Source organism: Alistipes sp. CHKCI003 (genome assembly GCF_900021155.1).
Taxonomy (GTDB): Bacteria; Bacteroidota; Bacteroidia; order Bacteroidales; family Rikenellaceae; genus Alistipes; species Alistipes excrementavium.
In genome coordinates, this window is the sequence record NZ_FCNT01000003.1 from 1 (window position 1) to 12,446 (window position 12,446).

General features: G+C 62.5%; 9 protein-coding genes. 5 read left to right on the plus strand and 4 right to left on the minus strand.

The annotated features are described in order from the left end of the window. Positions 1–435: 435 nt before the first annotated feature. From BN3659_RS13575 to BN3659_RS00065, 3 genes are all read left to right on the plus strand, one after another. Entirely contained in the window at positions 436–561 is a 126-nt protein-coding gene (locus BN3659_RS13575; protein ID WP_262480976.1) for a hypothetical protein, read from the plus strand. 30 nt (positions 562–591) lie between these two features. Beyond that, positions 592–2,436, plus strand: a complete 1,845-nt coding sequence (locus BN3659_RS00060) for a fimbrillin family protein (RefSeq protein ID WP_141682423.1) — start codon at positions 592–594, stop codon at positions 2,434–2,436. 153 nt (positions 2,437–2,589) lie between these two features. Continuing rightward, entirely contained in the window at positions 2,590–3,675 is a 1,086-nt protein-coding gene (locus BN3659_RS00065; protein WP_091533575.1) for an NAD(P)H-dependent flavin oxidoreductase, read from the plus strand. A 1,066-nt stretch (positions 3,676–4,741) separates the two neighbouring features. Here BN3659_RS00065 and BN3659_RS00070 read toward each other — a convergent pair. The 4 genes from BN3659_RS00070 to BN3659_RS00095 all read right to left on the minus strand — a co-directional run bounded on the left by BN3659_RS00070 (position 4,742) and on the right by BN3659_RS00095 (position 11,203). After that, complete coding sequence (locus BN3659_RS00070) at positions 4,742–5,386, minus strand: hypothetical protein (protein WP_141682424.1); 645 nt, start codon at positions 5,384–5,386, stop codon at positions 4,742–4,744. Between the two features lie 371 nt (positions 5,387–5,757). Next, the gene (locus BN3659_RS00075; RefSeq protein WP_141682425.1) at positions 5,758–6,945 is read right to left on the minus strand and encodes a hypothetical protein; all 1,188 of its coding nucleotides are present in this window, start codon (positions 6,943–6,945) and stop codon (positions 5,758–5,760) included. Positions 6,946–8,370: 1,425 nt separating this feature from the next. After that, complete coding sequence (gene terL, locus BN3659_RS00085) at positions 8,371–9,789, minus strand: phage terminase large subunit (protein ID WP_091533581.1); 1,419 nt, start codon at positions 9,787–9,789, stop codon at positions 8,371–8,373. A gap of 1,117 nt (positions 9,790–10,906) precedes the next feature. Further along, a complete protein-coding gene (locus tag BN3659_RS00095; RefSeq protein WP_091533585.1) occupies positions 10,907–11,203 on the minus strand; it encodes a hypothetical protein in 297 nt (98 codons plus the stop codon). A 144-nt stretch (positions 11,204–11,347) separates the two neighbouring features. On the opposite strand from BN3659_RS00095, the gene BN3659_RS00100 reads away from it, so the two are divergent. Then, positions 11,348–12,019 carry an XRE family transcriptional regulator gene (locus BN3659_RS00100; RefSeq protein ID WP_091533586.1) on the plus strand — a complete coding sequence of 224 codons (672 nt, stop codon included), beginning with the start codon at positions 11,348–11,350 and terminating at the stop codon, positions 12,017–12,019. Between the two features lie 122 nt (positions 12,020–12,141). After that, positions 12,142–12,381, plus strand: coding sequence for a hypothetical protein (locus tag BN3659_RS00105; protein ID WP_216092781.1), 240 nt, complete (start codon positions 12,142–12,144; stop codon positions 12,379–12,381). Positions 12,382–12,446: the final 65 nt, after the last annotated feature.

Consider the following 12,446-nt stretch of genomic DNA (forward strand, 5'->3'; position numbering starts at 1 on the left):
GCTTCGGGCTCGAACAGTTCTACAAGGGCATCGAGACGATTCCCTATTTCTACGCCTATTTCGCCCGCAGCGGCAGGTAGGAGGCGCCCCGGCGGCATCCGATCGCGGAGAGGAGGGATAAAACCCCGCATCTCCGCGATCCGTTTTTTTCCGTACATTTTCGCATCCTTCCCTTCGTTCCGGAGGCTTCCGACCGGCAAAATGCGAATAAATTTGTTTTTGCGCCCGACTTTTTCGTATCTTTGCGGCAACATGGAAGCAGTCATGCCGAAACTGAAAAATACCCCCCCCCGAAAAATTACGATAAACTCTTAATTACAAGAGTTTTAAGACCTCATCACACCCTGTCGTCCCCGACGGCGGGGCGGGATTTTTCGCATCCGTACCGTCCGATCTTTTTCAACCTATCCAATAACATTCTAAAAAACAAACATCATGGAAAAAAACTATGAAGCACCCCTCATGGAGGTGATGCCGGTACGCATCGAAGCCGGCTTCGCACAATCGATCACCGGTACGGGCGAAACACCCGTCGAAGGCGACCACTATTCCGTTTTTTGAACCGACCCGACATCAAACCGTTAGTCAACGATGAAAAAGTATGCATGGATGCTCGCAGCGCTTCTGGCCGGAGGCTGCGCGCAAAACGAAGAGGAGTATCTCGCAGCTCCCGACGGAAACCGGATCACCGCATCGCTCGAAGCCCCCGCGGCGACCCGCTCGGGCATGAACGCCGAAGGAAAATTCGTCTGGAAAAAGGGCGATGCCGTGGGCGTGATGAGCTCCGCGCAGCTCGACGCCAACATCTGCTACCAGCTCGACCCGGCTTACACCGACAGCGAGCAGGGCAGCTTCATCGGCGGCACGACGCAGGTGCGCGAAGGCGACCGCTACTACGCCTACTACCCCTATGCCGTGAACGCCCGCATTACGCAGGAGCGCAAACTCCGCATGACCGTGCCTGCGGTCCAGACCTACGAAACCGCCTCGTTCCCCACGATGGCCAATCCGACCGTCTCGGTGAGCGACGCGCCCGACACCTACGCATTCACAAACACCTGCGGCTATCTGCGGATCATGCTCCGGGGCGAGGCCACGGTAACCGAAATCGTGCTGCGCGCCGGCAAGCTCCATCCGGACGGCATCGGTCCGCAGCAAGCCTACCTCTCCGGCTCGGGCGACGTGGACCTCACGCAGTCGTCTCCGATCCTCGTGCTCAACGAAGCCTACGGCGACAACTCGCGCGAAATCAAGATCAACTGCGGAAACGGCGTAGCGCTCAGCCCGGAAACCGACACGCCGTTCATCGCCGTCGTGCCGGCCGGCAGCTACCGGCCCATTACGGTCGAGATCCGGCTCTCGACCGGCGAACTGTATTCCTACGTGCGCAGCGGCGACGCGAACGCGATCGAGGTACGGCGGAACGCCATCACGACGTTCGAAAAAATCGACATCACGGAAACCCCGCTGACGGCCGTCGAGGAGGTCGAAGGCGTCTACACGGTACGCACCCCCGCCGAATGGAACTGGATCGCCGTGCAGGTGGACCTCGGCGAAACCTTCGAAGGAAAGACCGTCCGACTCGCCGACGACCTCGATTTCACGGGCCTGAAATTCATCCCGATGGGCTGCGCGGCCGACTACATGACCGACATGAGCGCCAACACCAATGCGTTCGCAGGCACCCTCGACGGCAACCACCGCACAATCTCCAACGTGCGGATCGACCGCACGAACGGCCGCGGCCGCGGCATCGTCGGACAGGGCAAAGGACTGCATGTCAAAGACCTCACCGTGAAGCACATGACCATCGTCGGCCCCGGAAAATGGACGGCCGGCATCGTGGGCTACGCCAACGGAGCCACCCTCGAAAACTGCCACGTCAAGAACATCTCGATCGACCCTGCCGACCCGACCGACAGGGAGGGCGAGTATTATCTGGCGTACCGCATAGGAGGTCTCGTCGGTCTGATTTCGGGAGCGGAGGCGACCATCACCAGCTGTTCGGTCGATGGCGCCGACATCAAGGGCGCATCCGTCATGGGCGGTCTGATCGGCTCGTTCCAGAGCAATGCGCAGATCGAAAAGTGCTCCGTGAACCTCATCGCGATCCGTCACACGGACAAGCGGTTCGCGGAAGCAGGACACTTCGGAAGCTACAATCCACCCTATTACGACTCCGCCGCACTCGTAGGCGAAAACACGGCGACGCTGACCGTTCGGAATACCACGATCGGCCAGTGGGAGATCTACGACGAAACCGAATCCGACTGTCGTCTGCAACAGCAGACCTTCACGGCTCTGCCCTATGTCGGCGAACTGAGCGGCAGCGCCTCCGTAGACGGACAAGCATTGACGAAGGGAATACCCACCGTTACCACCGAGAGGAGCATCCTCGGCAACGGCACCCAAATTTCGACCGGGGCGTCGCTCTAAGCGGCTCCCGCCATCCGCACGAAGCGGTCTTCCCCCGGCCGGGGGAAGACCGCTTTTCGCTCACCTTCGCCCAAAAAAGACAGTACGGCGCAATTTTCTGCCGAATTATCGCTATCTTTGGGGCGATTTATTTTTCCTAATCCGCAATTTTCAATGAAAGCACTGCAAATCGGAAACCTCTCCGCTCCCGTCCCCATCGTTCAGGGCGGCATGGGCGTAGGCATATCCCTCTCGGGATTGGCGGCCGCCGTCGCCGAACAGGGCGGCATCGGCGTGATCTCGTCGGCCGGCCTCGGGGCCATCTACAACAAATTCTCGAAGGACTACCGCGCCGCCAGCATCTACGGTCTCAGGGAAGAGCTGCGCAAGGCCCGCGCAAAGACCAAAGGCATCATCGGCGTGAACGTGATGGTGGCCATGTCGAACTTCGCGGACATGGTGCGCACGGCCGTCGCCGAGAAGGCCGACATCATCTTCTCGGGCGCGGGCCTGCCGCTGAACCTGCCCTCGTTCCTCACCGAGGGAGCACGCACCAAGCTGGCGCCGATCGTCTCGTCGGCCCGCGCGGCCAAGCTCTTGTGCCGCAAGTGGTTCACGGAGTACAACTACATCCCCGACGCCATCGTGGTCGAAGGCCCCAAGGCGGGCGGCCACCTCGGCTACAAGACCGAGCAGATCGCCGACGAACACTTCGCGCTCGAACAGATCGTACCGGAAGTGGCGGCCGAAGTGGGTGCATTCGCCGACGAACACCGCTGCCACATCCCCGTGATCGCCGCCGGAGGCATCTACACGGGCGAAGACATCTACCGCATCATGCAGCTCGGCGCCGAAGGCGTGCAGATGGGCACGCGCTTCGTTACGACCGAGGAGTGCGATGCCGACGACGCTTTCAAACAGAGCTACATCGACGCCCGGCAGGAGGACATCGAAATCATCCAGAGCCCCGTCGGGATGCCGGGCCGCGCCATCCGCAACTCGTTCCTCGACCGCGTGAAGGAGGGGCTCAAACGCCCGAAGAACTGCCCGTTCGACTGCATCCGCACGTGCGACGTAACGCACAGCCCCTATTGCATCATGCTCGCCCTCTACAACGCCTTCAAAGGCAGGCTCCAGAACGGCTATGCCTTCTGCGGCGCGAATGCGTGGCGGGCGGAAAAGATCCAGAGCGTGCGCGAACTGATGACGTCGCTCAGGACCGAATACGACGATTTCGTGCGCAAGATCACCATCCGCTGACGGTGCGGTCCGCAAGGCGGGTAGCTCGCCCCGCAAGCTCCGGACGCGGAAAGCGAGGCTGTCTGACGGATCCCGGACAGCCTTTTTCATTTCTACCGTCATTCGGGAGTTTTCCCGGACAGGCAATTTTCAAAGCGTAAAAAAACTTACGGAACAGCCTTGAGCCGTTGAAACCGCACCATGCCGGACTGCCTCCGCCGTTCCTGCCGCAGCCGGCAAACGGATGCTCCGGACGCGAGAAGAGCGACCGGTATCCGCCCCCCGGACGGAAGCACGGAAGCCACCGCGGCGCGAAGTTTCGATCCCGACGGCAGAGGACGCTCCGGCCGGTTCTCCGGTTCCGCACGGTCAGCCGATGCCGCCGCATGCGCGACCGGCACCGCCTGAGCAGTCGGCATCGTCGTTCCGCGCAGTCCGCGGCGGGAAACGTACCGCCAGACATGAAGACGGATTATTCGGGACAGAGCAAGCCGGAGGCGGAAACCTGAAACGGGAAACGCAGAACCGAACGAAGACGGAAGAATAAAAACAGGGAAAAGAATCCGCCCGGAAAAGAATGCGCATGGAAAGCAGCCGAGGGAAGACCGGCATCGGAAAGGGGAAAGACCCGAGAGGCGGAAAAGAGAGCAGGCAAAAGAAAAGAGAGAAAAGGCGGAACAACCGTTCGGAAAAAGAGCGACGGTCCACGACACACCATGGCGGATACGTTCAATGAAAAACCGGCGGCAGAAATACTCCTGCCGCCGGCGCCGTGGCGAACCCGTTCCGAAATCCGTGCGGTCTCCGCGTCCGGCGGACGGCACCCTATCTGCCGCCGGCCGGATCGGCGAGACGCTCCGATCGGTTACGCCCGATTCGCGTGCGGACCAAGCCGCCTCAAAACAGCACAGGAACGGACCCGGAACTCATTCTTTAAGCCGGGAGCAGAGCCGAACGCCGGTTCGGTTTCTGCCCGAGGCGGGAAACGGACGAGAAAAAAGCAACCATTTCATTAAGCCGAGAGCAGAGCCGAACTCGTTCAGGCTATGCCGAGGCGGGGAAATGGACGAAAGAAATTCAACGCTTATTATTTGCCGCCCACTTGCAGGAACGCCACGGGACGGCCCGGATAGACGGCCACGATCCGAATCTCGGCATTCGTGCCCTTCTCGATCTTGATTCTGCCGTTGCCCAGCACGGTGATGCTGCCCGATACGACCGTGATCGAAGGGATGGAGCCGGCCGTGCCGAACTTGTTACCGTCCTTGTCGCACACGCAGCACTCGTAGACACCCGGTTCGTAGATGCTACCGGAGAGACTGGGCACCACGCGCGTGCCGATCTTCGCGTACTGGAGGTTGTTGTACTGGTAGCAGCGGCACTGGGTCGTGATGCCGCCGGTAGGCAGGATCGCCTTGATGTAGAAGAAACGGTCGATGGCCTGAGCCGGGAGCTCCTTGACGATCACACGCTTGCCCGAGATGGATACGAAGGAGTCGGTGGTGTAGTAGATCACATCGTCGGTCTTCTTCGTATAGATCGTTCCGTCCGCACGGCGGATCGTCAGCTCCGCCACCATGTCGAACTCGCGCCGATCGGCATTCATCGTGTTGCCGAAACCGGTCTCGGGATCGATTTCGGGGTAGATGGACAGAGACGATATTACTTCGCCGTCGGCAAGTGTCAAAGCCGCTTCGGCATTCGCATTCGGATTCAAAATCTGATTTTCCATTTTGATAAAAGTTTTAAGGGTTTCGCCGCGGAACCGTTCCGCAGCGGTAAAAAACGAGCTCGTCCGCCGCTCTTTCGACTCGATTCGCCGCCGCATCGCCCGCCCTCGTCGGCGTGCACGCCGACGATTGCAAGGGGCTCGCACGGACCGCGCCGCCGGCGGCAACACGCCGGAGCCGCCGGAACCGAGAGCGGAAGGTTTTGCGGACAAGTATCGAAAAACAAGACAACCGGTTGTCGATCGCCGGCCGGAACCGGAAAAAATCCGCACCGCGGCCTCGGCGCAGATGACTTCGAACCGCAACGATAGGGATTGCCGTCCGACGACAGTGCAAAGGAACGACACGAAAGAGCCGAAAGCAAGCCTTTGCATTAACATCCGCGCTTATGCGCATCGACATCGTGCGCAAATGCCGCCGCAAGGTGTGCCACGTGGCGTTCGCAACGCTTCAAGGCGGCTCGGGCCTTCGGTGCGCGGTTGCGCTGCAAACGGCTGCAATACTGGCTGTAAGCGCTCCGAAAAGAGCCGTACGTTCGGAACCGGCGGTGTCCCGTGCGGGCGGCATAGTCGCGCTCGGTCTGCTCGTAGGCCGCCCGATTGGTCGCACTGCACAGCAGGCTGCGCTCGTAACGATCGAAAAAGCGGGCCGCCTCGGCACGGTCGCGCGACATCGGGCCGGGCGCTATGTCCGACAATTCCGGGCCGGGGGATGCCCCCGCCGTCTGCGGTCGCTGCACATCAGCTGCCGTCGAATCCGGCTGCTCCGGCCGCTTCGCAGATGCCGTCTGTCCGACGTTCGCCCTTCGTTCCGCAGTTCGTGCCGGGTTCATCGTATTCGCCGGGTTCACGATCGCACCCGGGTGCGCGGCCTCCTCCGGTTTCGCTTTCTTTCCCGCATCCGCAGTCCTCCCGAATTTCACGGTTTCATCCGGTTTCGCTGCATACGCCCGGTTTGCGGCCGCACTCGGAAACACGACTTTCTGCGGAGTTCCCGTCTCCTCCGGATTCGCCGTCTTCTCCGGGTACACGGGCTCCGCCTGTTCCACAGCCTCCGTCGTTCTTAGGACCTCCACAGCATCTACTACGCCCTTCCGCGACAGTTCCGCCGCATCCGAAGTATCCCTCCAAACGGTCGGCCCCGAGACAACCGACGGGACAACCGACACCGCCCCGGCAGTCAAGGCGGCAGGCAGCGACACGGCCGGCACCGAGGCGACAGACTCCGAGGCAAGCGCCATCGACGCAAACGACGGAGCATTCGTTCCGGATGCAACCGCCACCGATGCAACCGGCAAAACACCAAAGCCCGAAACGCCCGGCGGCACGATCGGTCGCGATACGACCGGCGGGGAAGTCGGCGGTACGGCCTCCGTATGCACTGCGGCGGCAGACGGCCGGACGGCGTTTGTCGGCACGCGCCGTTCGGCCGGACGGCCGACCTCCGCCCGATCCGCGGCGGCAGACCGCACGGTCCGCATCGGGCCGGGCGCCCGAAGACCCAGCGACACAGGAGCCGCATGATGCGGACCGGCAGCGGTGCGATTCGACTGTTTTTTCATATGTTTCATTCGGATATTCAATAATCTATCTGTCATTTTACATCGAGGGTGCCGAACGGACGGACGGCAACGTCATCCTCTCCGCGGAAAGCTCCCGTCTCAGCGGCGGCAGCCCGTCGAAGCCTCCCGCTCTTCGCCCCGTCCGCCGAACGCTGTTCGGGACAAGCCGGGTCCGACGACGACACGGAAGGCGGCGCATTGCGACCGGCAGGATTTCACGGCGGTGCAGCTTCGCAGATGGTCGCCGACCGTTCTCGGACACACACCGTCGATCGGTTTGTAGGCTTCGGACACCGGGAAACACAAGAAAATGCGCGCAAGTTCCCGTCTCCCGCACACCCCGGCCGCTTCGTGCGGATCGCCCGCAACGAGCGCCGCCCGGCGGCGAAGAGCGCATGTGCCCGGCGAATGCAGTCCGCCGTGCGGGACGGCATCGCAAGGACGGTATCGCAGGACCGATCTCGGTTCGGCGAGGCCGCAGAGACTTCGGCAATCCGGCAGTCCGAAACCGCACCGGACGCGCATCGCCCCGCCGGCCGCGACCTTTCGAAATGTCCCGAAAGCCGACCCGCCGGCCGCCCGTGCGGACAATTTGCGAATTTCGATTCGGCGTCCGCCCGCCCCTGCGGACTGCGGGGAAGAGGTGCGCCGGCAAGAGCTGCCGGAAGGGGCCGGAAAAGGATGCACCGGAACCCGCACCGCGGCAATGCGGCCGGAAAAGCCGATGCTGCGCAAAGACACGACAACGCACCCCGAAACCCACCGAACCGAGACAGGTGCGCCGGCAAGAGCTGCCGGAAGGGATCGGAAAAGGATGTGCCGGAACTCACACCGCGGCAATGCGGCCGGGAAAGCCGATGCTGCGCAGAGACACGACAACCCACCCCGAAACCCACCGAACCGAGACAAAGGTGCGCCGGCAAGAGCTGCCGGAAGGGGCCGGGAAAGGATGCGCCGGGACCCGCACCGCGGCAATGCGGCCGGGAAAGCCGATGCCGCGCAGAGACACGACAACCCACCCCGAAACCCACCGAACCGAGACAAAGGTGCGTCGGCAAGAGCTGCCGGAAGGGGCCGGGAAAGGATGCGCCGGAACCCGCACCGCGGCAATGCGGCCGGGAAAGCCGATGCCGCGCAAAGACACGACAACGCACCCCGAAACCCACCGAACCGAGACAAAGGTGCGTCGGCAAGAGCTGCCGGAAGGGGCCGGAAAAGGATGCACCGGAACCCGCACCGCGGCAATGCGGCCGGGAAAGCCGATGCCGCGCAAAGACACGACAACCCACCCCGAAACCCACCGAACCGAGACAGGTGCGCCGCCGAGGCAGTCGCTTCGAGCGGCGGAGATCCGCCCCGTCGGCCGCCGCCGGAAGCGGACGCGCATCGCCCCGCCCGAAGGCCGGAAGAGAACCCTGCGGCCGGCTAAAAGAACCGCACTCCTTTGATTTTCCGGCGTCCGCCGTTCGTCGCCTCGCATTCGACGATACCCGTTACGACATCGGGCGCATCGTGCCAGCGGTTCGCGCGGAACTTCCGGCGATAGGTCGTCAGATGGGCATAAAGCTCGGGCCACCGCTGCTGCCACCCGCGCGGAAAGCGGACCAGATGCAGCACCGTGGCCGAATTGGAGAGGATGCGGGCCTCCTTGTTGGCCGACTGGTGGAACCACCCGATGCGCACGGAGGGCGCGAGCCGCTGCAAGGCGCGGGCGAATCCGCGGCCTCCGTTGTTGCTCTCGACCGTCGCCTGCCGCGTGTCCGACGCGCGGAGCATGTCTGCCACGAGCCCCTCGGTCAGCTCCATCGGCTCGCGCGTGTAGACCGCATCGGTGATGTAGACCGCACCGTCGGCGTCGACGGCATAGCACAGCGAACAGAGGTAGTCGTCGCCCGTGTCGGCCGTATCGGTGTAGTTGCCCCGGCGCACGATGTCGCGGGGAAGCGCATCGTACTCGGCGAACTGGAGCCCGTAGAGCAGCCCTTCGCGGGCCGAGGGGCGGCCCTGATACATGCACTCGAATTGCAGCGGATCGAGCCGCCGCTTGGCATCGAGCAGTGCGGCGCTGTGCTGCTCGGGCCACAGGGCGGCACCCGCCGGACGAGGGTCGATCTCGGTGGGCGGCGAAGCCTTGAGCGCTTCGAAATTGAGGTGCAGCCAGCAGTCGCCGCCGAGTTCGTCCAGCTGGCGCCACGCGCGCAGTCCGACGAACCGCTCGCGGCGCATGAGCGTGCCGATCAGATCCTCGTCGTGCCAGCGCGTGAAGACGATCAGCTCGCGCGAGGCGTTGTGCATGCGGGTTCGGACCACCGACGTGTACCACTCCCAGCAGTTCTCGCGCACGAGCGGCGAGTGGGCCTCCAGAGCGTCCTTGTAGAGGTCGTCGAGTATGAAACAGTCTACGCGATTGCCCGTGAGCGAACCCTCGCGGCCCACGGAGAGAATGCCCCCGCGCCGGCCCACGATCTCGGCCTCGTCGGCCGTGCGGATGCAGCCGGGCGGCTTGGCACCCCGCTTGAGGGTCGTTTCGGGAAAGAACGCGGCATATTCGGCCGAGTCGACAATGCGCTGCACGCGGCGGTTGAACCGGGAGGCCAATGCTGCGGAATAGGAGGCGACAGCCACCCGCAGATCGGGGTCGAGCCCCAGCAGATAGGCCGGCAGGAGGGTCGAGGCGCCGACGCTCTTGCCGTGCTGCGGGGGCATCGTGATGACCAGACGGCGGATGCGCCCCGCGGCGAAGGCTTCGAGCACGCGGTAGTAGGCGCGGTGGAAAGGCTGCAATTCGAGAAAAGGATAGACGCCGAGCGCAAAATCGGCGAAAGCGGGTACGGAAAGAGACATAAAGCGGTATTTAACAATGGAACACGATGCGAAAGAGACTGTCCGACAAGTTCCGGACAGCCCTTTTGTACTTGCGCTGTTCGAGAGCTTTCCCGAACAGGCAAATCTCAAGGGGGGGGGCGAAAAACTCGTCGGACAGCCTCTCGGCGCCTGCCCCGGTACACGGCGGCGCGACAGGAAGGACCGGCGGAAACAGGCTCTCCGACGGGCAGCGCCGTGCCCCGGTCGGGTCGGGAGCGGAGAGCCGCCCCGCATCGCAGCGCACAGACGCAACAAACGCACAGGCGCGCAGGCGGAAATGCGCGCAGGCGGGATTCGGGCCACCGAAAGACGTCCGTCCTGCGGATGACGTCCGGCAGCGATGTGTTGCGGCGGGAAGGTCCGCCGGAAGCCGCGGCCGGCAAACGGCGCCGCACAACCCCATCCGCACCGGGACGCATGACGCGGGGGACGAATGCGGGGGAGGGGAGCTGAACCGCACGGCGGCTCCCGGCATCGGCGGCGGCCCGCACGCCCCCACCGCGCTGCGCACGACGACCGTCGGCATTACCGACCGCCGCGGAGACACTTGACCGCCGCGGAGCTGCCCGCCCTCTGCGGAGACGCCGGCACGATGCGGGAAAAGCGCGGCACCTGCGGGCGACCGCCCCGAACGGCCGAAAAAGCGGCCGGACGACCGGATCCGGTTACTTGCGATGCAGTTTTGAGCCGGACGAACGGCAAGCCGTCCGCAACCGCCCGCCGACCGGGGCTGTCTAACGAATCTTAGACACCTTTTTTAATCGTACTGCTTTCGAGAACTTTTTCGGATATGCAATTCTCAGAGGGTTGAAAAAACTTGTCAGACATCCCCTTCGGCCTGTCGTTTCGGGTGTCGGGAAGGCGGTTTTTCAGACCCGACCCGCGTCCGGCCGGCTTTCGGTACTTTATTTATCTACGCGGAATGAACCGCCGATATCGTTTTATCCACCGGTCAGCGCCTCCGTCAGGTCGACGGGTGCGCACGGCTGCAAGCCCTCGGACCTCGGCCGGTGCGGTCCGGATCGAAGAGGGCGGCGGCGCACCGCCGGCATCATCCGGACATTGCGGGAGCCCCGGCGCAGACCGTTCCCGGCGATCAGACGCAGACCGCATAGCTTTTCAGTTCGGCGAAGGAAAAATCGTTGAGAAGCTCGCCGTCGGGTCCTACGGTGTGGAACTCCCACCACACGGGCACCAGATCGGCAATGGGGTGCGACACCCCCTCGGGCGCACGCTCCGTGCGCCGGTAAACGATCAGCGATGCCGTAAGACGGCAATCGACATTCGAATAGGTAAAGGCGATCGACCCCGAAAAATAATCCGAGCATCCGATCCCATCGCACAGGCGGACGGCCGCCTCGCGGTACAGTTCAGGTGATACGGAAAAACACATTGGCTTTAATTTTGTTTTAGGTTAAATAATTTGTGAGCGAAGAATAAAATTATTAACTTTGCCGTTACAAAGATATATTCAATTCATAAACTTTATACAATAAAAGTACAATATTTTAATATCAATAATTCCGATAAAAATTCTATGAACGAACGGGTCAAACTGATACGCAAAAAGTTAGGAATGACGCAAGAGCAGTTGGCTCAACGACTTGGGATCGGCAAAGCGGCACTCTCGATGATCGAAACCGGCAAGACGAGACTCTCGTCGCGCAATCGGAACATAATGGTTCAGGAATTGAATGTAAATCCCGAATGGCTCGAAACGGGACGCGGCGAAATGTTCAATGCCGAGCCCGACCTGACGGCCTACATGCACCGGACGGACAACTCCCTGCCGCTGCAAAGCGTGCCGCTCTACTCGGTCGAAGGTACGGCCGGACTGGTGCCGCTCTTCGCCGAACAGGCCCGCACCAAACCGCTGAATTATATCCATATACCGAATCTGCCGAAGTGCGACGGGGCCATTTACATCGTGGGCGATTCGATGTATCCGCTGCTCAAAAGCGGAGACATCGTCCTCTACAAACAACTCCACGACATAGACAACATCTTTTGGGGCGACATGTACCTGCTGTCGATCGACATCGACGGCGAGGAGTACATCACCGTCAAATACATCCAGAAATCCGACCGCCCCGGGTATGTGAAACTCGTGAGCCAGAATCCCCATCATGCCGACAAAGAGGTGGAAATCGGCCGCATCCGGGCCATCGCACTGGTCAAGGCCAGCATCCGGATGAATTCCATAAGGTAAAATATACGGCCCGTGCCTGCGGCTCCCCTCCGAAAGAGGGAAGCGGGAACGATCGTGCCCGTACCGGATCCTTATCGCTTCCGGGCGGGCCCGCGGCGGTCGCTGAGCGACCGCCGCACGGGGTGAAGACGGTGCGCGAGGGCGCGTTGGCCGACGTGATACTGGCGGCCCTGCAAAAGCCTCATTTGCAGCCGGTGAACTGTCTGGTCTCGGATCTGGTCTACTGCGGCAAGGCCGCGGATGTGGAGACGGTCGTGGTCGACGGCCGGATCGTGGTCGAGGACCGTCGTGCGGTCCATTGCGACCTGCCGGCGCTCTTCGCCGGTGCCGCGGCCGCGGTTCGGCGCATCGAGGGGCGATGACCGGGGCGGCGGGCCGCGAAGTTCGGCCGGGGTCGCACGGACCTCGGGGCCGGCGTATGACGAAA

Bases quoted from the DNA above. Each gene is read 5' to 3' on its own strand.
- BN3659_RS13575 (WP_262480976.1), top strand. From the start codon at position 436: ATGGAAAAAAACTATGAAGCACCCCTCATGGAGGTGATGCCGGTACGC.
- BN3659_RS00060 (WP_141682423.1), top strand. From the start codon at position 592: ATGAAAAAGTATGCATGGATGCTCGCAGCGCTTCTGGCCGGAGGCTGC.
- BN3659_RS00065 (WP_091533575.1), top strand. From the start codon at position 2,590: ATGAAAGCACTGCAAATCGGAAACCTCTCCGCTCCCGTCCCCATCGTT.
- BN3659_RS00070 (WP_141682424.1), bottom strand. From the start codon at position 5,386: ATGGAAAATCAGATTTTGAATCCGAATGCGAATGCCGAAGCGGCTTTG.
- BN3659_RS00075 (WP_141682425.1), bottom strand. From the start codon at position 6,945: ATGAAAAAACAGTCGAATCGCACCGCTGCCGGTCCGCATCATGCGGCT.
- terL (WP_091533581.1), bottom strand. From the start codon at position 9,789: ATGTCTCTTTCCGTACCCGCTTTCGCCGATTTTGCGCTCGGCGTCTAT.
- BN3659_RS00095 (WP_091533585.1), bottom strand. From the start codon at position 11,203: ATGTGTTTTTCCGTATCACCTGAACTGTACCGCGAGGCGGCCGTCCGC.
- BN3659_RS00100 (WP_091533586.1), top strand. From the start codon at position 11,348: ATGAACGAACGGGTCAAACTGATACGCAAAAAGTTAGGAATGACGCAA.